19 protein-coding genes are annotated in these 20,945 nt (G+C 45.5%); 4 read left to right on the forward strand and 15 right to left on the reverse strand.

All coding sequences use genetic code 11. The annotated features are described in order from the left end of the window. Positions 1-62: 62 nt before the first annotated feature. Positions 63-914, reverse strand: coding sequence for a carbohydrate ABC transporter permease (locus tag ACXABW_RS12040; protein WP_252028015.1), 852 nt, complete (start codon positions 912-914; stop codon positions 63-65). Next, a complete protein-coding gene (locus tag ACXABW_RS12045) occupies positions 914-1,834 on the reverse strand; it encodes a carbohydrate ABC transporter permease (RefSeq protein ID WP_457522886.1) in 921 nt (306 codons plus the stop codon). The genes ACXABW_RS12040 and ACXABW_RS12045 overlap by 1 nt, the downstream gene beginning before the upstream one ends. Positions 1,835-2,177: 343 nt before the next feature. Here ACXABW_RS12045 and ACXABW_RS12050 point away from each other — a divergent pair, with 343 nt between their 5' ends. The 3 genes from ACXABW_RS12050 (at position 2,178) to ACXABW_RS12060 (ending at position 6,248) form a co-directional block, all read left to right on the forward strand. Continuing rightward, positions 2,178-3,260 (forward strand): ABC transporter ATP-binding protein, encoded by a 1,083-nt coding sequence (locus ACXABW_RS12050; RefSeq protein WP_457525018.1) that lies wholly within the window; start codon positions 2,178-2,180, stop codon positions 3,258-3,260. A gap of 180 nt (positions 3,261-3,440) precedes the next feature. Then, the gene (locus ACXABW_RS12055; RefSeq protein ID WP_457522888.1) at positions 3,441-4,781 is read left to right on the forward strand and encodes an MATE family efflux transporter; all 1,341 of its coding nucleotides are present in this window, start codon (positions 3,441-3,443) and stop codon (positions 4,779-4,781) included. A gap of 72 nt (positions 4,782-4,853) precedes the next feature. Then, the gene (locus tag ACXABW_RS12060; RefSeq protein ID WP_457522890.1) at positions 4,854-6,248 is read left to right on the forward strand and encodes an O-antigen ligase family protein; all 1,395 of its coding nucleotides are present in this window, start codon (positions 4,854-4,856) and stop codon (positions 6,246-6,248) included. Here the strand turns inward: ACXABW_RS12060 and ACXABW_RS12065 are convergent. Next, positions 6,223-7,140 (reverse strand): LysR family transcriptional regulator, encoded by a 918-nt coding sequence (locus ACXABW_RS12065; protein WP_457522892.1) that lies wholly within the window; start codon positions 7,138-7,140, stop codon positions 6,223-6,225. The two genes, ACXABW_RS12060 and ACXABW_RS12065, sit on opposite strands and share 26 nt — an antisense overlap. A gap of 103 nt (positions 7,141-7,243) precedes the next feature. Here ACXABW_RS12065 and chrA point away from each other — a divergent pair, with 103 nt between their 5' ends. Beyond that, positions 7,244-8,386 (forward strand): chromate efflux transporter, encoded by a 1,143-nt coding sequence (chrA, locus tag ACXABW_RS12070; RefSeq protein WP_457522893.1) that lies wholly within the window; start codon positions 7,244-7,246, stop codon positions 8,384-8,386. A 77-nt stretch (positions 8,387-8,463) separates the two neighbouring features. Here the strand turns inward: chrA and ACXABW_RS12075 are convergent, their stop codons facing one another. The 12 genes from ACXABW_RS12075 to ACXABW_RS12130 form a co-directional block, all read right to left on the reverse strand. Beyond that, complete coding sequence (locus ACXABW_RS12075) at positions 8,464-9,510, reverse strand: tetratricopeptide repeat protein (protein WP_457522895.1); 1,047 nt, start codon at positions 9,508-9,510, stop codon at positions 8,464-8,466. A gap of 9 nt (positions 9,511-9,519) precedes the next feature. Further along, entirely contained in the window at positions 9,520-10,464 is a 945-nt protein-coding gene (locus ACXABW_RS12080) for a type II secretion system F family protein (RefSeq protein ID WP_457525020.1), read from the reverse strand. Positions 10,465-10,471: 7 nt separating this feature from the next. Further along, positions 10,472-11,440 (reverse strand): type II secretion system F family protein, encoded by a 969-nt coding sequence (locus ACXABW_RS12085; protein ID WP_457522897.1) that lies wholly within the window; start codon positions 11,438-11,440, stop codon positions 10,472-10,474. A gap of 12 nt (positions 11,441-11,452) precedes the next feature. Further along, on the reverse strand, positions 11,453-12,943 hold the full coding sequence (locus ACXABW_RS12090; protein WP_457522899.1) for a CpaF family protein: 1,491 nt from the start codon (positions 12,941-12,943) through the stop codon (positions 11,453-11,455). 33 nt (positions 12,944-12,976) lie between these two features. After that, a complete protein-coding gene (locus ACXABW_RS12095; RefSeq protein ID WP_457522900.1) occupies positions 12,977-14,194 on the reverse strand; it encodes an AAA family ATPase in 1,218 nt (405 codons plus the stop codon). Positions 14,195-14,349: 155 nt separating this feature from the next. Further along, positions 14,350-15,741 carry a VWA domain-containing protein gene (locus ACXABW_RS12100; protein WP_457522902.1) on the reverse strand — a complete coding sequence of 464 codons (1,392 nt, stop codon included), beginning with the start codon at positions 15,739-15,741 and terminating at the stop codon, positions 14,350-14,352. Between the two features lie 29 nt (positions 15,742-15,770). Continuing rightward, positions 15,771-16,328, reverse strand: a complete 558-nt coding sequence (locus ACXABW_RS12105) for a TadE/TadG family type IV pilus assembly protein (RefSeq protein ID WP_457522904.1) — start codon at positions 16,326-16,328, stop codon at positions 15,771-15,773. An 8-nt stretch (positions 16,329-16,336) separates the two neighbouring features. Next, a complete protein-coding gene (locus ACXABW_RS12110; protein WP_457522905.1) occupies positions 16,337-16,876 on the reverse strand; it encodes a TadE/TadG family type IV pilus assembly protein in 540 nt (179 codons plus the stop codon). A 222-nt stretch (positions 16,877-17,098) separates the two neighbouring features. Continuing rightward, on the reverse strand, positions 17,099-17,275 hold the full coding sequence (locus tag ACXABW_RS12115) for a hypothetical protein (RefSeq protein WP_457522907.1): 177 nt from the start codon (positions 17,273-17,275) through the stop codon (positions 17,099-17,101). A gap of 95 nt (positions 17,276-17,370) precedes the next feature. Beyond that, complete coding sequence (locus ACXABW_RS12120; RefSeq protein ID WP_457522909.1) at positions 17,371-18,828, reverse strand: type II and III secretion system protein family protein; 1,458 nt, start codon at positions 18,826-18,828, stop codon at positions 17,371-17,373. A gap of 8 nt (positions 18,829-18,836) precedes the next feature. After that, the gene (gene cpaB, locus ACXABW_RS12125) at positions 18,837-19,583 is read right to left on the reverse strand and encodes a Flp pilus assembly protein CpaB (RefSeq protein ID WP_457522911.1); all 747 of its coding nucleotides are present in this window, start codon (positions 19,581-19,583) and stop codon (positions 18,837-18,839) included. Beyond that, positions 19,580-20,932 carry an AAA family ATPase gene (locus tag ACXABW_RS12130; protein WP_457522913.1) on the reverse strand — a complete coding sequence of 451 codons (1,353 nt, stop codon included), beginning with the start codon at positions 20,930-20,932 and terminating at the stop codon, positions 19,580-19,582. Before ACXABW_RS12130 ends, cpaB begins: the two co-directional genes overlap by 4 nt. Positions 20,933-20,945: the final 13 nt, after the last annotated feature.

Here is a 20,945-nt window from a genome sequence, read left to right on the forward strand (position 1 = left end):
TTTATTGTTAGTACCGCCAAAGCAATGTGGGGACACCGCCCTAGCAGTAAATCTGAATCTTGTTAACCTTTGGTTGCACCGAGTGTTAAACCGGCAATAAAGTGTTTTTGCATCGTAAAGAACAGCACCACTGGTGGAATCGCTGCGACCACTGCGCCGGCCGACATCAGTTGCCAAGACGCTAGCCACTGCCCTTGCAGCGAACTCAGCCCCGCGGTGACCGGCCTCACTTCATCACTCTGAACTAATACCAATGCCCAGAAGAAATCGTTCCAGATAAAGGTAAAGACAAGCACGGCAAGCGCCGCTAAGGCAGGACGAACCAACGGCAATACAACGTGCCAGAAGATTTTCCATTCCGTGACCCCTTCCACACGCGCAGCCTCTATAAGTGCGTCAGGAATGCCGACGATAAAGTTACGCATGAACAAGGTACAAAAGCCGGCTTGAAAGGCAATGTGGAAGAAAATTAACGCCCAGTGAGTGTCGTACAAACCAAAGCTAATAGTGAGGTCACGTACCGGAATCATTAAAATTTGAAACGGCACAAAGTTACCCGCGATGAACATCGCGAAGATCCATACATTGGCTTTGAAGTTGTACTTCGCTAGCGCAAACCCTGCCAAAGTAGACAGCGCAACAGCTCCTGCCACAGCGGGCAGCGTGATCATCAAACTATTGATCAGGTATTGCCCCATTGAGGTTGAGGTAAAGACTTGGCTGTAGTTTTCTAAGAACTGGATTTCAGTCGGCCAACCCCAATAGTTACCGGTATTAATGTCTTCCATTGAACGAATGGAAGTCATCATTACCGCGATCAGTGGCAGCAGCCACATCACAATCGAAATTGGCAGCGCTACTCGGTAGCTAATGTTGGTGAAGCGTCCTGATTTTTGTATCGGTTGCGGAAACATTATTTTTCACTCCTTAACATACGCCACAAGAAGTACGCGATATACACATCCATGATTAAAAACAGCACCACAGAGACAGCCGCACCATAGCCCATTCGATAATTAAAAATAGATTCTTCATACATTTGGTACGCGAGTACCGTAGAGCTTCCCCACGGACCACCCGCCGTCATGGTGGCAACTAAGTCGAACGAACGCAGTGCACCAATAACAGTAACAACGACCGCAATGAACGTTGCAGGGCGTAACTGAGGCAGTACCACATACCACAACATGCGCCACTTCTTAGCTCCATCCAGCCTTGCCGCTTCGATCTGTTCTGGGTCGAGGTTATTAAGACCTGTGAGATACAAAATCATGCAATAGGAAATCTGCGGCCATAAGCCCGCGGCGATAATGCCGTACGTCACGTAGTCTTCATTAGCTAAGATGGAAATTGGTTCAATACCGAAGCCACCGAGAACAATGTTGAATAAGCCAAATGAAGGGTCATAAAACCAAGCGAAAACTAAGCCGACCACCACTTGCGAGATAACAAAAGGAAAGAAGAATAATGATTTAACAACGCGTATTCCTCTTACCTGCTGGTTAAGGAACAACGCAATGGCGAGCCCTATCGGTGGCGCTAGCATAAAGAACACCAACCATAGGAAATTGTTTTTTAGAGAGGTATAGAACGCATCAGAGTCAAACAACTCTCGATAGTTATCCAATCCGACCCATTGCTTTTCACCTAGCCCATCCCATTCAAAAAAGCTCAACCAAATACTGTCGAGAATAGGGTAAACCACATAAACCGCGAAGATCACCATCGCTGGCGCAAGAAATAACCAAGGAGATAGCTTAGTGCTGATTCTTGCTTTGCGTTTCGATGATGGAAGACGATTTTCTGGGTATATCGTTTTCACAGATTGCTCCATTTTACGTGACTCCTTGTCACATTCGGCGAGTTACTTTGGTAAAAATCCACTCACTAAAAGTAGACCACTAGAAAGCAAAAGCCGAAGTTTTATCTAACACCTGAACAAATACTAGCCACATTATTTATTATTTTCACAATATAAGAGCTCTTTTTGTAAACGTTTCCACAAAAATGATTAAATTTCGGTAAAAATACATGACAGAGATCAATAATTAGCTAGCCATGAGTAACAAAAAACAATGAAAGGCGTATGTTTTATAGACAGGAAAATGAGCACACTTACAGACATTCATCTAAGTGCTTATTCATCAAGTTCACATGCCATTATGCAAGGAGTAGATATGGCGGATATCAGCTTAAAACAGATCAAAAAGCGCTTCGGTGACGTTCAAACCATTCATGGTGTCGACCTAGAAATCGAAAATGGCGAGTTTGTGGTGTTTGTTGGACCGTCAGGCTGCGGTAAATCCACTTTGTTGCGTCTTATCGCGGGCCTAGAAGAGATCACCGAAGGTGAACTGAGCATCGATAATGAAGTAGTGAATGAGATTGATCCCGCTGAACGTGGGGTGGCAATGGTATTCCAATCCTACGCCCTTTACCCGCATATGTCGGTAGAAGAAAACATGGGTTTTGGCCTCAAAATGAACGGGCACCCAAAAGAGTTCATCGATAAACAAGTCTCTAGTGCAGCAAAAACCCTGCAGCTAGACCATCTTCTAAAACGCAAGCCAAAAGAGTTATCGGGTGGGCAAAGACAACGTGTCGCTATTGGGCGTGCGATTGTACGCAACCCTAAAGTGTTCCTGTTTGATGAACCACTGTCGAATTTAGACGCAGAACTTCGTGTCGATATGCGCTTACAAATTGCGAAACTTCATCAAGATCTGCAAAACATTATGATTTACGTTACTCACGATCAGGTCGAGGCAATGACGCTAGCCGACAAGATCGTGGTATTAAAAGACGGCCAGGTCGAACAGGTGGGTTCGCCATTAGAGCTGTACCATACGCCAAGAAACGAGTTTGTCGCGGGCTTTATCGGCTCACCAAAAATGAACTTTATCCCAACCACAGTTGAGCACAGCAGCCCAACACAACTCACGCTCGTTACCCAAGACAATACCGTTATCCAGTTACCAGCGACGCAAAGCTCACTGAGCAGTGGTGACAAACTGACACTAGGAATTCGCCCTGAGCACCTAGAAATACACCATGACCTTGAAGTCAAACTAGAGTTCCAAAGCGAGGTGGTTGAGCGTTTAGGTAACAGCACTTATATGTTTGGCCAATCATGTGGAGTCGATGGCTTTAAAGTTCACCTACCTGGAGACCAAGAAGTCGAAAAATTCCAGAAAATTGGGCTTAGCTGCAAACAGGGTGATTGCCACTTATTCGACGCTTCAGGCCTACGTATTGAGTAGTTCAACACAGTTTTAAGTATGAAACACGAGCCAAATGTTTCATCAAAGGGCACAGAGTCTTGAACTTTGTGCCCTTTTTTCTATCTGGAGTGTAAACATTACCACTCCCTGACAAAATGGGATTTTCAGAGGTTCCTCACTCGACTAAAATAGCCCGTTAACTTTTTATGAGCGACTCGAATGCCGAACTCAGAATCAACCATGAACAAACGAATGAATATTGTTGCCCTTACTTGGCCAATTTTCATCGAAGTATTGCTAAGGACAGCACTCAACACTAGTGATGTCTTTATGCTCAGTGGTTATTCCGACAAAGCCGTTTCTGCCGTCGGGGTCATTGCCCAGCTGTCATTCTTTTTGATCATTGTCTCTTCGATGGTCAGCAGTGGAACTGGCATCCTCATCGCACAATACAATGGCTCAGGCCGAACCCAAGATTCCGCCTATGTTGGCGTGGCTAGTATTCTGCTTTCGGTGGGGGTAGGACTCTTGTTAAGTGTGCTGGCAGTGATCGGCGCCGAATACTTTTTGCCGCTCTATGGATTAGAAGCTCAAGTCGAGCAGTATGCACATGAGTATTTGATTATTAGTGGCGCGATGACCTTTAACGTCACGGTTGGTATTGTCTTCGCAACCATATTACGCAGCCATGGATTTTCTCGCTCGCCAATGGTGACCAACCTGATTGCTGGTGTGTTTAACATAGCGGGTAACTATATTGCCTTATATCAGCCTTTTGGATTACCTGTATATGGTGTCGAAGGGGTAGCCATTGCGACTGTCATCAGCCAAGTACTGGCGACAGTAATGCTTTGGGTATCTATGCGTTCTAAAGGTATCGAGCTCCCGTTTTCTCGCTACCGTGAGATTCCGAAAGATATCTACCGTAAGATTTTAAAAATTGGCGGCATGAATGCAGGGGAAGTACTGTCTTACAACGTTGCACAAATCACCATCATGTTCTTTGTCGTGCAAATGGGAACTGCTTCTCTGGCCGCTTTCACCTATGCACAAAATATCGCCCGAATTAGCTTTGCGTTTTCATTGGCACTGGGACAAGCCAGTCAGATTCAGGTTGGGTACTACGTAGGCAAAGGCTGGGCTGATAAAATATTGGTCATGGTACAGAAGTACTTTGTGGTCGGATTTATCGCTTCCGTCTCCTTCTGTGCACTTGTGTATCTATTCCGCTTCGATGTTATTGCGCTCTTTACTGACGAACCTGAGATAACAGCGCTCACCGCCAGCTTAATTGCAGGTTCTATTATCTTAGAAGCTGGGCGCGTGTTTAATCTTATCTTTATCTCAGCGCTAAAAGCTGCCGGCGACATTAAGTTCCCTGTACAAATGGGGATTATCAGCATGTGGGGCATTGGTGTCGGTATGAGCTATCTACTCGGTGTGCATTGGAGTTATGGTGTGTTTGGCGCATGGATGGCAATTGCTATGGATGAGTGGCTGCGCGGCATCATCATGGCTAGGCGCTGGAGGCAAAAACGCTGGGTTAAGTTTTCGCTATAACCCTAGCCTACAGGCCGAAAACTTCAGCCAATCTGGTCTACACTGTTAACATAGTCAACAGTGTGGCCAGATATGAACCAAACGATTCCTCTCTCCCGAGCCGTCCTTGCATTAATACTTCTTGGCTGTCTATTCTTCAGCTTCAACACGGTGTTCACACGTGCCGACGCGCTTGCGATGTACGACACAAAGAGGATGTTCGTTTGTGCAATTGTGATCTTATTTTGCTTAGCACTAGTCTTTTCTAGCGCATCGCGTCATCAGTTTTGGCAAACCCTCACGTCCTTAAACACAACCACTCAGCTACTTCTGTTTACTTTGTTTGCTTTCTCGTTTTTGGCCAATTGGCGAGGTCTTTACTTTTGGCCTGCGCACGCCAACTATTTTTATATTGTAGGGCTCGCTTTAACCTGTATCTGTTTAGTTCCAATGGCGGCGCAAAACCGAGTCATGAGCTATCAGTATTTCATTGCCATGTCAGTGCTGCTGTTTCTCTCAATTGCCGGAGGACAGTGGTTAAGAACTTACTATCAATTCCCAGAAAGTATTCACTCGGTGCTGAGCTTTATTAACCCTCGTTTTATTAATCAGGTACAAATCTGGATCTTAATTCCGTTGATGTATCTGACTCTTCTCGCCAAAAGAAAGCAAAGGCACTATCGCATTCTTCAATTTATTTCGGCGTTAAACGTTGCTGGGATTATCGCGACAGACGCGAGAGGTATCGCTATTGCCGGGATTTCCGCAGTACTTATTTGGGCTTGGTTGGAGTCTAACTGGCGTCGTCAAGTAATGGTACTACTGATTCAATCTTTAATTTTCGGCTACATTTTAAAACTGCTACTTATTACTCCTATTCCCGCGTACATACTGCACGGTGGTGAGTTAGATTGGTCTAGTATTCGACTCGACTCTCCTGGCAGAATCCAACTATGGTTAGAAGCTCTCGCACTCTCTAGCTTTTGGGGGTTGGGAGGCGATGCATTTGTCTGCTTGTCGGAACGGTTTGGTCGCCCGCATAACTCAGCCTTATTGGTGTGGGTAAACTGGGGGTTCATTCCACTGGTGTGCTATCTTGCACTGCTACTTCAATGTCTGATTACCGTCTGGAAAACACCGCATCGACTCACTCGCGTAACAGGCCTTAGCCTACTTGCGGGCTTCGCCTACAGCTTAGTGTCAGGAGTACTAGACTCTCCACTTAGCCAATTAATGGCCATTTTGAGTATTGCGCTATTCTGGGCAAGCTTTAAATCTCCAAGTGGTATTCCGCATGATACAAGGATTTACCATCACGTGAGTGTAATGGTATTAGCCTTAGCCAGCAGTGTGTTTATCATCGAAAAGATTCATCATCGTGTGATCAGTTATCCATACCTTGAGCAGTCCAGAGAACTCAAAGTGCAGTTTTGGCTTGGCTATAACTGCCAAACTGAGCCTGTTATTTTGCCTCGAACACCGAAGTAATCACTCCTCGCAACCAAGCGTTTTTATCATCCTGTCGCAGTTTAGCCGGCCAAAGCAATGAAATATCAAAATCGGGCACATCAATCGGTGGTGCCGCTGTCACTAGTTGATCTTTAAATGCATCAGTTTGTGTCATTCGTTCGGGAACGATCGCAATCAAGCGTCGCCCTTTCAGTAAGCTTCTTATGGTAAGGAAATTGCGAGAAGCCACTGTCACTTGCCTGGTTAGCCCCAATTCTTCTAACCGCTTATCAACCTGAGTGCTCAAACTACCATCAGGGCTAACTAAGGCTTGATCAATACTCGCAAATGTCTGGGCCGATAACTCTTCTGCGATGGAAACTAAACTTGGATCAAAAAGGCAAACATGCTTTTCGGTATACAGCTGATGTTGTTCGAACGCTTCATCAGCACTCGGAATGCTGCCTATCACTGCATCCAGTTTGTCTTGCTCAGAAACCTTTAGATAGTTGTTTCGATTGACATTAATGAAACTAACTTGCGCATTCGGCGCATCATTGCGAATGGCGTCATATAGCACAGGGGCATAAATAAACTCGGCATAATCGGTTAAACCAATCCGGCACACTCCAGAGTATTTTTTCGGGGAGAATGGCTCCCTAGCCAAGAGGTCAGAAGAAACCGTGTCGAGAAGCTTCATAACTATCGGCGCAATATGATGCGCATGGTCGGTTGGCTCCATGTGGTGTCCTTTGCGCTCAAATAAACTGTCATCTAATAAGGCTCTTAGACGAGATAAGCTGTGGCTCATGGCAGATTGACTCACAAAGGTTTTTTCCGCCGCAATGCTCACGCTACGATAGCGATAAAGGTGAGAAAAAGTGACCAGTAAATTCAGGTCAATACTCTTCCAGTTCATTTCTTTACTCATCACCAATCCCATTTAATTCATACTATGGATTAATACTATCAATTTGAGTCATCTTATACCATTTCATAAAATGAGCTTAATTACTTAACACGAGATCGCTCTCATGCTGTCGATATTCAAGACATTTTTTTGGTTAGGCTGGATTAGCTTTGGCGGGCCAGCGGCGCACATTGGATATTTCCGCAATACGTTTGTCGAAAAGCTAAAATGGCTCGATGACAAAGAATACGCGCAAATTGTTGCGCTCAGCCAGTTTTTACCGGGCCCAGGGTCAAGCCAAGTGGGATTTGCCTTAGGTTATAAACGTGGAGGATTAGGCGGCGCGTGTATGGCGTTCTTAGGCTTCACACTGCCATCTATTCTGATCATGTTGGCGTTAGCTATGCTAAGTAGCCAGCTGACTGAAGCGACGCTATTTCAAAGTGTTGTACACGGATTGAAGCTACTTGCAGTTGTCGTGGTTGCTGACGCGACTTGGGGCATGTACAAAAACTTCTGCCAGAATAAATTGTCTGTCGGTTTGTGCGTGGGCACGGCCATCGCGCTGCTGGTAGTGCCTAGTATCGCCACCCAAATGGTGGTACTTGTGGTCGCAGCACTTATCGGAGTGAAATACTTGGGTAGTGACGTTCAAGGTTCCAACGAAACATTTAAGCCTTCAGTTTTACCGTTGGCACTGTTCGCAGTTCTACTGTTTGCCCTACCTATTTTCGCCTACAAAATGCCGGAACTGGCTTTGTTTAGTGACTTCTTCCAAGCTGGCAGTTTAGTGTTTGGCGGCGGCCATGTTGTTCTGCCACTTCTACAAAATATTGTCGGTGACCAACTGACACAAGACGCTTTCCTCACCGGGTATGCAGCTGCTCAGGCAGTGCCAGGACCTATGTTCACTTTCGCCACCTATATCGGCTATGAACTACTGCCACAAGCACCTATTGTCGGAGCTCTGATTGCGACTATCGGTGTTTTCCTACCAGGTTTCTTATTGTTACTTGGCGTGCTCAAGAACTGGCAGGCATTAGCAGCAAACCACAAAGTATCTGGCGCAATAAATGGTGTAAACGCCGCTGTTGTGGGGTTATTGGTCGCAGCGTTATACCAGCCTGTTTTTTCTAGCGCAGTGGCTGGTGCACAAGACATCGCCTTGATTTTGATTGGTTTCTACCTACTAAAACAACTCAAACTGCCTATCGTATGGATGGTGGCGTTCTTTATGCTAGCTGGAGCCGTAACTGGCATGCTGTAAACAGGTAATGTTCGGTGAACCGAATAGCAAAAAAGGAGAGCACCTGGCTCTCCTTTTTTATTTATTGAGTGGACCATTTACTGCGTGACCTTAGTCGGCTGCTCTTCTAGACCTTGCTCTTTAACTGTTTTAGCTCTCACCTCAGCAAGCGCTCGTTCCAAATTTTCGTTGGCTACTTTGTAATAAGATGGCTTTTTGTCTATCGCCTGTTGTAAATAAGGAATGGCTTTGTCGGGCTTGCCTTGTAAGATCAAAAAGTACCCTACATTGTTTAACGCTTCAGCTGCATCCATCTGGCGCATGAACACATTAATAGCGCGTTTAATTTCACCTTTACCAAGATAGATCAGCGCCAAGTTGTTTTGCGCTTTCTCATTGTTCGGATCCACTTCAAGTGCTGCCATAGTGTAACGCTGAGCGTTTTCATAATCCCCGGTCATGTAATAGGAGTAGCCTAAGTTCATTTGAGCTTTGACCGACTTTGGCGTGATTTTAATGGCCTTGTTGTAAAAAGCTTGGGCGAGTTCATGTTCAGCTTTGACATCAGTTAACACCCCTAACCCCATGTATGCGGTCGTCGGTGAAGAACCATCAATCTTGAGCGCTTCCACATCCTGAGCGGTAACCAGATCGCCCTGCTTGAGGGTATTTGAGCTCTTTAATCTCACTTGATCAGCATTCAACGCGCGTAGAAAATAGCTGTAACCTTGCTCTACATCGCCTGACTTGGCATAAATACTCCCTAACTGCTCAAGTACTTTGACATTATTGGGATTATCTTCAATCGCCAATAAATACGCTTTTTCCGCTAGAGCTAAATTACCTCGAGATTGATGAATTCTGCCGATGTTATATAGCGACTTATCTCGATATTGCGCTTCAGGAAACGACAGTGAGCGAATGTATTCATACAGCGCCAAATCCAGATTGCGATTACCTAACGCGATATCCCCACGCATGATCGCCTCTTTCTCGCTAAGAGGGGCGGCTTCTGAGGTAAGAGTATCGACTGGGCGCCCATCATAAAGTGGGCTATCAAATGCATTTTTGTCTTCCTCTTGGGATGCACAAGCCACCAAAAACAAAGCCAAAAATGCAACGAGTATGTGTTTGAATCCATTCATAGCGAATCCTTAGTTACCCAATGTTGACGTGATCGATAACATCGCTGGGCCAATGGCGACGATGAAGAAACATGGCCATATGAACAGCAACAAGGGGAAAATCATTTTAGTAGGAATTTTGGCCGCAATTTCTTCAACTTCTTGGTTTCTGCGGTCACGAAAATCTTCGGTGTAATCACGTAATGTTTGAGCGATGCTACCACCGATTTTAGAAGCATGAGCCAGCATCTTCACTAGGCCAACGATCTCTTCAACACCAGTACGCTCTACTAACTCTTCAAACGCATCTGACATTTCTACGCCAGCTTTAATTTTTGAACACACAGTATCCAATTCATCAGCGAAATCGGGATGTGAAATCATTAACTCATCGGCTACACGCCTTAATGCAGAATTGAACCCTAGGCCAGACTCGGTACATACCACTAGCAAATCCAAGGCATCCGGTACCCCAGCGCGAATTTTTGTTTGCCGCTTTTGTACAAATCGATTGAGCCCTATGTTTGGGATATAGATACCAATCGCCACACTAACAATCATCGCAAGATGCAAATTACTCATTTCTGGCTGAAAGAAATACAGCAAAGCAGCAATCATTAACCCTACAACCAAACACACCGCTTTGATGGCATAAAAGATGGTTAGAGCGCTAGCATCATGAAAACCAGCATGCATGAGTTGATGGCGTAAGCTCTCGCTCTCCTTCGAGTTCGACTGTGCCATAACAGGGCTCAAAGACTCTAGGGTATTATCGATTCGGCTCGATTTTCTCAGTTTACCTGCACCACTCTCACTACGAATTAGCTCTAGTTTTCTTTTGATTGGGTTCTTCGTCCCTATCACAATAAGTACTACGGACACCACCATAAATACGGTAGACAGCAAGATCATCAGGAGATAAAGCATTTCCTCATCAAGAGGAATATTGTCGATAAACCCAAGCAGCGCGTTGATATCCATGCTACACCTCGAAGTTGATGATGTTGCGAATCCACAACGAGCCGATAAACAAACTAATAATCCCGCCACTAATTAATTTCATGCCTCTAGGGTCTTCGTAGAGCGGCGCAATATACCCAGGGTTAATGAAAGACATAGCGATGAACAAAATAAACGGCGAAAGCACCAGTATCCAAGCCGACATTCGGCTTTCTGCCGAAATGGTTTTGATCTTACGCTGAAGTTTGAATCGCGCACGCAGCACTTGCGACACTTTTTCTAAGTTCTCGGATAAGTTACCACCAGTTTCTTTTTGCAAGATAACCGCACTAGAAAACGCGAGCATGGATACTGTTGGGGTGCGCTCCGCCATCTGCATAATGGCAAGGCGCATGTCATAACCGTAGTTGAGTAGGTTGAAGGTGTTTTTAAATTCGATACCAATTGGCGGTGGCATTTCCACGCCAACTTCGTTGAATGACTGAGTGACGGGTTGCCCTGCTTGCAACATGCGACGCATGATGTCTAACGCATCCGGTAACTGCTCTTCAAACGCAGCCAATCGATCTGAAATTTTCTTTTGCAGGTAAACGTGCATAATTGCCCAAACACCGATAAAGCTGCATATTCCAACATAAAACAGCTGAGTGAGAATCGCGGTGATCAAACCGAAAACAACCGATAAGATCGTTGTAACAGTTAGCGTTTGGGTCAAAGTCCAGTGAGAACCCGACAACTCGAGAGATTTCTTAATCGATGAGAATAACTTGAACTCCACCAGCTTACGATCGAGTGGGGTTAAGCTTTTTAAGTAATGTTCGTGCAGCAGTGAACGCGCTTCTTCGTCCAATGTTGCCTGCGAATCTTTCAGCCGTTGAGACAGCTCTTTATGTTTCGCTTTACTACCTGCCGCGGGCAAGATAAGCGCTTGCGAAATAAATACAACAGCAAAGAACAGCAATACGAAAAAGAGAGTAATGTCTTCATCCATGACCTGTTCCTCCTACTGATAGGTTTCGTTGAATATCTCAAAAGGCAGGTGATGCCCTTTTTTCGACAGCATTTCATGACACCCAGGGATCACGCCTGTCGCGGTAAAATAGCCCACCACATTCCCTTCTTCGTCCATCCCTTGGCGCTGGAATTTAAAGATTTCAGACATGGTAATAATTTCGCCTTCCATGCCATTAATCTCCGCAATGCTGACCATTCGGCGCCGGCCATCTTCTTGCCTTTCCATCTGCACCACTAAGTGAATAGCAGATGCGATTTGAGAACGAAGATTCTTGGTCGACATATTCCAACCAGCCATTGCGAACATATTCTCAACCCGACTTAATGCATCACGAGGGGTATTGGCGTGAATGGTCGCTAATGATCCATCATGGCCGGTATTCATTGCGGCCAGCATATCGACCGCTTCACTTCCCCGCACCTCACCCAGTACCACTCTGTCTGGGCGCATACGCAGTGAGTTTTTCACCAAATCTCGCTGGGTAATTTCACCTTTACCTTCTAGGTTAGCTGGGCGAGTTTCCAAGCGAACAACATGAGGTTGCTGAAGTTGTAACTCGGCCGAGTCTTCAATGGTTATGATACGATCATCGCTGGGGATAAAGCCGGAGAAGATATTCAATGTGGTGGTTTTTCCAGAACCCGTACCACCTGAAATCAGTATGTTTAATTCCCCTTTAACCGCGGCTTCAACAAACTTCGCCATTTGCTCGGACAGCGAGTTGAAGCTCAAAAGGTTTTCCATATTGAGTTTTTCCACGGCGAATCGACGTATCGAGACAGAAGGGCCATCTAGAGCCAGAGGTGGGATAATGGCGTTTACCCGAGAACCATCCAATAAACGAGCATCCACCATAGGTGAAGCTTCATCGATACGACGCCCTACCTGACTCACTATACGGTCAATAATGTTACGTAAATGACGATCGTCTAAGAAGGTATACGGTGTAGCTTCAAGCTTACCTCGTCGCTCAACAAACACGCTCTTTGGCCCATTGACCAGAATATCTGACACGCTTGAATCATTAAGTAGGGGTTCTAAGGGACCTAAACCAAACACTTCATCTTCTATCTGCTGAATCACACGCTTTCGGCCTTCAGCGCTGAGTGCATGAGTTTGATCATCTGCCATTAGCTGAACAATGGCATCGTGCAAATCTTTTTTGGCTCTGTCTTCATCCAAACTCGCCAAAAGACCCAAGTCGAGAGTTTCTAACAAACGTTGGTGGTAATAATGCTTTGTTTCCAACTCTTGTGTTAGCTGCTTACGGGCGTCTTCAATGACTTTCTCTTTTGCTTCCGCCTCTTGAGCACGGCGCTGCTGAACATCATCAAGTGACGCCTCATTCACCTCTAGCGGAGGCTGGTCATTGATATCTAACTCAGCTTGCTCCAACTCTGATTGTTGACTCTCTTGCAACTCTGCGGCATCTAATTTTTCTTGCAGTCCTGGATTTATATTTTTTCTTTTGAAGAACATTGTTAATTCCTGTGGGTAGGTGGAATCACTCCGTTATGAAAATAGTCGTTTAAACCAGCCTTTCTTATCTTCAACTTCAGGCAACAAAGAGTGAGCAAACTTCACAACTGACTTAGTAATTGCACTGCTCTTTTTGGATTCAATAAACGGCCGTCCTAAATTGGCACTCTCGATGGCGACTTTAAAGTCATTGGGGATCATATGAACCGTCACCCCACCAATCGTTCCTTCAATATCTTTTAGCTTGATAGATTGTCGCTTCTCATAGCGGTTTACGATCACTTCTATCTGCTCACGCACAATGCCAAACTCAAACGCCAATTGTTTCGCAATGCGGGTGGTATTTTTTATAGAGACAAGGTTTTGCTGCGTAACAAGAAACACTTTGCTCGCAGGGGCAAGCACCGAAGAAAACATCCGGTCTAGCCCTCTAGAGAGATCGACAATCACAAATGGGTACATCTCTCGTAGGAAAGGCAGCAACTTACTCAGTTGATGCGCTTTTTCGTAGTTATCGTGGCTGTTTTCATATTTAAACCCCAATACATGCAGTCCAGAATCATGCTTAGTCACAAAGCTATTGAGTGAGACTTCATCCAAGTCTCCAGCGCTAGCAATCGCATCCGCTAGGCTGTATGGGGAAGAGACATTTAAGTAGTCGTCGATAACGCCAAATTGGAGATCCAAATCAAGCAGTAACACTTTTTCTGGATACTGCGTCGCCACCTCAATCGCAGCATTCACTGCCAACGTTGATGCCCCAGCGCCCCCTTTAGAATTTAGGAAGACAAACAGTTCCCCCAAATTTCGGCTTGCCACCTTTTCCTCAGCGACGTTTTTGAGCATCGGGATCAATTCTTCAAGTAGGGCTTTATCTGATACAAAATCTGCAGCGCCAATTCGTAACGCTATTTTAAGCGCGCCATTGTCGCTTTCATTCCCAAATACAATCAGCGACGCTTCATGGCCATCAGACGTTGGCATTTCATACTGCTGTAGCTCAACAATTTTCTGAGCCCAATTAGGTCCAGTTTCCACAAAAATCAGATCAGGTGGCGAGAATTGTGCAAGGTTGGCGACCACTAAACTGTGTAGGGATACAGTCTCGAAGTTAATACTGCTACTTTTGGCCAGTTCATTCGCCATGTGCAGCTTGAAGCGATCGCTCGAATAGAATACCCACACCGTTAAATTGGTTTTTAGCCTTAACTGGTTGTCTTCGTTCCTTGTCAGCTTCACGGCTTCTCCCATAGTATTCCCCCTAACCGAATAACCTACGTTGATTCGTTATGCTTCTAAGTGACTAACTTTCGTATTAACAAAAGTATAGATGTGATTTTGATCACTTGTAGCAATTGATTTATCACTCACTAAATCAATCACTTAAAGTTAACCCAAGGTTAATACTATAGAGTGAGGCGAATAATCACGTTAAGCATTTCATCGAAACAGGGCCCCAACGCAGACTCGTCAACCGCATGGCAATACACCCCTTGTAACTTGTCCGCCTGAAAATCCCCCGCAAGATCTGAATCGTCGAGCATAGCGGGGTCATTAGCCATTCTCAGTAGCAGATCTTCTCCGTATTCACTATCGGGACCGGAGGTTGAGGTGAGAGACGAGCCAAGCCCCAACGTAAACACATAAATGTCTTCGTCACGCGCAGCTTCTGCCATGTCTTCTACAAGGTTTCTCGCCACTCTATTCACTCGCTGATAGAGATCATTCGCGGAATGTGAACTTGGACTGTATTGATTAACTGGTCGGTTTGGGTGATCAGGATTCAGCACTCTAAACTCGGTCGCATCGGGGTCATGAGTGTTGTAGTAGTCAGGCAGTTCCTCAATGTAATCATCGATGTCATTACCTCTATAGCCATTTCCACTCAGTTGAGTCGCAATTCGATCGTGTCGCCATAATCCGCGTGGTGTGCCGCTAGCGCCATCACTGGAACGCAAAGCCCCTGTATAGGAGCTACTCGTAAATCTGAACTCGAAATCTGACGTAAAGGTATTAGGTGCTCCATCGGTAAAAAACACGATGACTTTCAGATTGGCTGGGTTATCGACATTTCGGATTTGATCAAGTGCTGCATAAACACCTTCAGATGCATTGGTGTATTGAAGATTGCTGGGGTAACTACCGAAGTCAAAGTCATCAATCTCACCAGCAATGTCACTACGACTAAAACCTCGTGAGCTATTAAATGCGACGGGAACTTCAGCACCAAAGGCAAACTTAACCAGTGAAATTCGGTCAAACCCTTCATGGAAGTTGTTCACAAACGCCTTAGACTGATCAATGACATCTTGCGTCACGTCGCCAATAGAGCCCAAGCGGAGCGAAGTTGTATTGTCGACCACTAACACCAAATCAACCGGCCGGCGGATACTTTGAGCTTCGGCGTCTATGTTGTAACTTTGGTCGCCATAGAATTGAAGGAATAAATTAGGCATTGATGCCGATGCATCGATATCTATTGAGATATTGCCGAACGCATCATAATCAAAAAAGACATTTTTCAGCTCTGCGGTACTATCAAAATATCCCGTAGGCATGTTTACCGTGAAATACCGATTTGCCGCTTCAATTGCAGCATCTTCGCCATTAGCGACCGCTCGCGCAGCAGCAATACTGGCTGCATCTACTGCAGACAATAACTTAGCTTTGACCAAGTAGGCGCGGCCCGTATCCACTGCTAAACCAACCACAGTGAGAAGTACAGGAAAGGCGATAACAGTGACAATGCCGACCAAGCCCTTGATACGCTTGAAGGTTAACTGTCGTAATCTTTTCATGCCTCCCCCTAAGCCATACAAGTAAATCTCTACAAGTAAGTGGCATCCTGAATCGTAATTGCGCTGTCAAACACAAGGTTGAAAAATGGTGTATATCGGTAGAACACTTCAACAACGTATACAGACTCGCCATCACTCAATTCCATTGGAAAATCGGCCAGTGTTGGATTATCACCGTCTTCTATTTCACACTGCTCTTGGATATCCCAACTTTCGCAGTGGCTCCAAATCGCACTTTCTTTGTCGTAACCATAATCTCCCCAGCGGTGTTGTTCGCTAAGGTATGGGTCGTCGTCCTCTTGCCCAACCACTAAATTGATATAGATAATGCCATCAGAATCTAATACCAGCGGCTGGGAAGTAACTGAGATGATATCCATCACATCTTGAGGCTCTTCTGTGCTGCTGCGAGAAATGATGTTTGCCCCTTCTCGGCTTAAGCTAAGCAAGATGTGGTTAGCCCTGACTAACTGGGTCAGTTCAACCACACCCACTAATATAATCAAAAGAAAAGGAACCACTATGGTCATTTCGACCGCAGCGAGTCCTGATTGCTTTCGAGGGGATTGGATAGTAGGAAAAGACATAACTCCCCCTAAAACTCTTCGTTTTTCATGGCGGCACTTACCGTGAACTTGTAAATGCCGCTGTCAGCTAGAGGAAGCGCGAACACACTCGCAATCGGCCACTCACAATCCATATGGATTGCAATGATTTCACCTGGTCCACCAAAGCCTGCTACCGGATTGCCATAAATGTCTTCCACGCGAATGTCTTCTTCCTCAATCACTTTGCTGAGAAGACCATTTGAGGCATTGGATATTTTTTGAATGATTGCGGCGCTGCGATCACCGTTGTCATCGGGGTCCAGATCAGATCGCCCCGTCACCGCATAGCGCGCGCCCTCTCTGACAGCATGTTGCATGGTGAGCTGCACATAACCCAAAATGCCGAGATCGATAATAGTGAAAATGACGGAAAGGAATACAGAAGCAACAAAAGTAAACTCGATAATTGCTGCTCCAATACTCTTTTTAAGGCTACGAGCGGCCGTACGCCTAGAGAGAGAAGAAACTCGATTGTGTTGTCGGCAGTGAGCAGACCTTACTTCCGCTCTTGGTTTTGAAGTGACCATGACTACATCTATTCCCAGGTTCAGCGGCGCTCCTTGCCTTTATGCCTTTCAAAAAAGCATCCTCTCAAGTACATACCCTTTGTACTCAAGCAAACAGCACCACACTACATATTGTGAATAAAGCCAATGACCATTTAGGTATAGGTGCTGTTTTCCCTCTCTGCAAATCAAAAATTGCAGTTGCTTATGCGCCCAATTTACTCTGAATTCGTAAGTACCGAATTAATCAGCAAATGACTCGATAACCTGACTATCACTTCCTTTAAGATTCTCACTTTTGAGACCTGTATACACATGATAGGCGCCTTCCATTCGCTCACCACTACCCGTTGGTATAACGGATAAATTGTCGCGCGTTGCGGTAGGGTCATACACTTGTTCTGATCTTAAATTCGCCATGTGACTACCAAGCCTGGCTTCGTTTGCACACCCAGTCAAGAAACCGCACCCTACCAACAGCAATACCCATTTTGTAATACCCATCATTTGACTCCTTATAAACTGTGACCAAAGGTACCTTCAGTACCACCTTGGGAATTATCCGTATAGGCGTCGGCTTCTTTAGAATAGTTACGCGGCGATGTCTCTGAAGGTGGTGCTAAATACGCACCACGCCCTAACAAGTAGTACTCCACATCATTCGGTTCAACAAATGCATCGGTCGGAAGCGTGATTTTGTTGCGATCGATAGGTTTTGCTAGCCTTGGAGTGACCAATATCACGAGTTCGGTTTCACCCGAAATGTACTCTTGGCTATTGAAGAGTTGGCCAAGTACCGGAATATCACCAAACCCCGGCATCTTATTCGCTACGTCACGAACGTTTTCACTTAACAGACCGGCAATACCAATCGTTTGACCGTCAGCCAGCTCCAAAGTAGAAGAGGCACTTCGACGAGTAATTGGTGGGATAACATAGGTACTATTGGTGCCACCCGGACTCAAAGTCAAAGAAGTCGAAGACGCTATTTCACTGACATCCACAGCGAGGTTTAAGTTGATCTTCTGATCGCTTAAAACCGTTGGAATGAACTTCAGGCCCACACCATACTCTTTGTATTCGATGGTAATACCATCTTCATCCGGTACCGGAATAGGGAATTCCCCACCGGCTAAGAACTCAGCTTTCGCGCCGCTTAATGCGGTTAGGTTAGGTTCGGCTAAAACTTTGGCATTACCGTTTTGCTTTGCGACATCCAATGCGAAAGTAAACAAAGTATTGCCATCTAAAAAAGAACCTAATAGGCCATAGTCCCCTGTAGAAGGAAGCTCAAAAATGGGTGTTGTTCCAGCTATGGCAGAGCCAACCGATGCGCCCCCCCAAGAAAAATTTGAGCCACTGGTCTGGAAGAAATGGAAGTTGGCATCAAACTTACGCACTAAGCTGCGCTGTACTTCGGCCACAGTTACTTCTAGCATGACTTGCTGCGCACCACCGATAGACATCAGGTTAATAACACCCGTTTGGTCAACTTGCTCACTCAGTGATTCATTTTCCTTATCCACCGCTTGCCCGGCAGAGTAGGTTTCCGCCACCCGCAGTGCGACATTCATATTAGCTTGATTGCTGACAAGCCCACTTAGAATTAATCGATTTTGCGCGCTGTGTACTTCAATGTTTTCATTTGGTAGAAACTCGTACAGTTTGGCTTTAAGGCTATTCAGATCATGGGTCACTTCGATATTGATGGACTCTATAAGCTGCCCACGGCTGTCCCAAGCCATCAAATTAGTCGAACCTAATTTCTTACCAATCAAAAACACTTCATCGGATTTCAGCATGACAATATCCAGAACTTCGGGATCCCCCAAAGAAACTCGTTTCGCCTTGCCCGCTAGATTTACGTGAGTAGATTTGTGATGCGGTACCTTAACGATTTTACCCGTTTGGGTAGAGGAGATAGCTGCACCACTGAAAAGAAATATAAGACATGCCGTTATTATTATTCTCATACATCACCTCAGTCCTTGACTCTGATGTTGGTAGATTGAGTACCTTTAATAATCGTGACACTTGGTGCTGCTTTATATTTCACGATTTTTTCTTCTGGCTCATGCGGGTTGCGCAAGGTCAGCTGAATTTCACCTTTGCTTTTTGCCGTCAGTAGTTTTTCTGCTTGCTTAGGCGTGACTTCCAAAGTAACCGCGCGAACAATCACAGGTTTGTTCTCTTTGCTCTTCGCCGTTTGGTCAACCGCCAGCACCTTAATGTCTTTAAGCACCGTCGTTGTAGCCGCAGAGCGCTCACCGTATTTGACGGTGTTAAGGATATCCACTCGATTCCCTGGTAATAGGAAACCCGCCACACCAATAACATCATTAACTCGGATGGTTACCGCTCGCATATTCTCGGGAATCAATGCCGCAAGTGTCGAGCCCTCACCAGGAGTGGTTAAACGAGGTGTAGTGATGATTTCACCTTTATGGATCGTCGTTGCGACGACTTGACCTAACAGATCTTCTGCTACGGTATATTGCGTTTCATCACGCCATGACTTTTCTAGTAATTTACTGGTTATGTGCTGCTCTTCAATCACGCTACCAGCCGTTATTTCCTGAGCGGCTACCACAACGGGTTCGCGCTCAATCACTTCGACTTCCACTTGTGGTTGAAGCTGACGATCCATCCATTGCTTTGCAAAAAATACTGCACCCAAACCAAATATGATGGATAGCAAAAACAACAATATCACTTGGTTTCTACTCATCTTTCGCCTCCTCCTTTGCCGTCAGCGGTGAAGTACACTTCCCATGCCCTCGCTAGGATTTCTGGCGTAATAACTGGCTCGACTTCTTCAAATGCAATAATGTCTCGGCTAATCCCAACAATGTCTTTCGGTAAACATGGGTAATAGCCAACGGTATGCTGACGATGTAATCCAAACAACTTATCGAATGTATCAAGTTCAATACTCAAGCCACGCCCCTGCGCTATCTTCTCCCATAGTGCGTGGTATTCATTTTCTTTTAGTGCATAAAACTGAATCTTGTAACCCAAGCGGCGCAAGAAAGCCGGATCGGCGATTTTCTGTGGATCTAAGTTAGAAGAGAACGCCAGTGTAAGAATAAATGGAATGGTTATTTGCTGTCCGTTGGGTAAAGAAAGGTAATCGTAAAAATACTCCATCGGCACAATCCAGCGGTTAAGCAATGTGTCCACGGGCATTGGTTGGCGCCCCAAGTCATCAATGATAAAGATGCCGTTGTTGGCCATCATCTGTAATGGCGCCATCCACACTCGGTTATGCTCGGTGTGGTTCACTTCAAGCATATCCATCGTCAGTTCACCGCCAACTTGGATACTAGGCCTTTCACACAGCGCCCAGCGCCTATCATGTTGATCTTTGAAAGTAATGCTAATACTTTCATCACCTGTGTTCACCTTACGGTGATGTTGCGGTGAAAACACCTTGATGATATTACCTGCCGCGTAGACGGCATAAGGTACGTACACAGAGGTATTCAATGAATTCAGGATTCTCGTTGCGACGAACGTTTTACCAGTACCGGCATCGCCGTAAAGTAATAATGCTCGCCCAGAGTTAATAGCCGGCCCCAACACGCCAATCATCCGCTCGGCACCATACACATCACTCAATGCATAAGTTACGTCTTGTTTTGTGACGGTCTGAGCTCGCACGTCCTGCGCTCCAACCATTTGTTGGTAATCCCTGAGAGAAACTGGCGCAGGTCCAAGATAGGCATCTTTGGCAAAGGCTATATCCGCCTCTTGCATTCCCTGCTCAGACAATGCGTAGCGAACATGACCACTCGTATTTTGAGAAAGGAAAGTTTCAGAAGCGGCTTGAAAAACTTCAACCAGTGATTTTTTTCTAAGCACAGCGATGAGATCTTCAATAAGGTGACTATTCACCCCGAGGAGCTTAGTAAGTTGTAAAATGTCGGACTTGGGAAACGCTGCTAATTGTTTAATTAACAAGTTTTCTAACACAACTTTAGGTATGCCCAAGTCATCAAAAGATGTAGGCACGTCAGGCGCAGCAGCCTGCGGTGTTAATTCCTCTCTATGCCGACTTTCAGTGGTTGTCGTACCCATAGAGACTCCTTGT

Source organism: Vibrio paucivorans (genome assembly GCF_054053395.1).

Bases quoted from the DNA above. Each gene is read 5' to 3' on its own strand.
- ACXABW_RS12040 (WP_252028015.1), bottom strand. From the start codon at position 914: ATGTTTCCGCAACCGATACAAAAATCAGGACGCTTCACCAACATTAGC.
- ACXABW_RS12045 (WP_457522886.1), bottom strand. From the start codon at position 1,834: ATGGAGCAATCTGTGAAAACGATATACCCAGAAAATCGTCTTCCATCA.
- ACXABW_RS12050 (WP_457525018.1), top strand. From the start codon at position 2,178: ATGGCGGATATCAGCTTAAAACAGATCAAAAAGCGCTTCGGTGACGTT.
- ACXABW_RS12055 (WP_457522888.1), top strand. From the start codon at position 3,441: ATGCCGAACTCAGAATCAACCATGAACAAACGAATGAATATTGTTGCC.
- ACXABW_RS12060 (WP_457522890.1), top strand. From the start codon at position 4,854: ATGAACCAAACGATTCCTCTCTCCCGAGCCGTCCTTGCATTAATACTT.
- ACXABW_RS12065 (WP_457522892.1), bottom strand. From the start codon at position 7,140: ATGAGTAAAGAAATGAACTGGAAGAGTATTGACCTGAATTTACTGGTC.
- chrA (WP_457522893.1), top strand. From the start codon at position 7,244: ATGCTGTCGATATTCAAGACATTTTTTTGGTTAGGCTGGATTAGCTTT.
- ACXABW_RS12075 (WP_457522895.1), bottom strand. From the start codon at position 9,510: ATGAATGGATTCAAACACATACTCGTTGCATTTTTGGCTTTGTTTTTG.
- ACXABW_RS12085 (WP_457522897.1), bottom strand. From the start codon at position 11,440: ATGGATGAAGACATTACTCTCTTTTTCGTATTGCTGTTCTTTGCTGTT.
- ACXABW_RS12090 (WP_457522899.1), bottom strand. From the start codon at position 12,943: ATGTTCTTCAAAAGAAAAAATATAAATCCAGGACTGCAAGAAAAATTA.
- ACXABW_RS12095 (WP_457522900.1), bottom strand. From the start codon at position 14,194: ATGGGAGAAGCCGTGAAGCTGACAAGGAACGAAGACAACCAGTTAAGG.
- ACXABW_RS12100 (WP_457522902.1), bottom strand. From the start codon at position 15,741: ATGAAAAGATTACGACAGTTAACCTTCAAGCGTATCAAGGGCTTGGTC.
- ACXABW_RS12105 (WP_457522904.1), bottom strand. From the start codon at position 16,328: ATGTCTTTTCCTACTATCCAATCCCCTCGAAAGCAATCAGGACTCGCT.
- ACXABW_RS12110 (WP_457522905.1), bottom strand. From the start codon at position 16,876: ATGGTCACTTCAAAACCAAGAGCGGAAGTAAGGTCTGCTCACTGCCGA.
- ACXABW_RS12115 (WP_457522907.1), bottom strand. From the start codon at position 17,275: ATGGCGAATTTAAGATCAGAACAAGTGTATGACCCTACCGCAACGCGC.
- ACXABW_RS12120 (WP_457522909.1), bottom strand. From the start codon at position 18,828: ATGAGAATAATAATAACGGCATGTCTTATATTTCTTTTCAGTGGTGCA.
- cpaB (WP_457522911.1), bottom strand. From the start codon at position 19,583: ATGAGTAGAAACCAAGTGATATTGTTGTTTTTGCTATCCATCATATTT.
- ACXABW_RS12130 (WP_457522913.1), bottom strand. From the start codon at position 20,932: ATGGGTACGACAACCACTGAAAGTCGGCATAGAGAGGAATTAACACCG.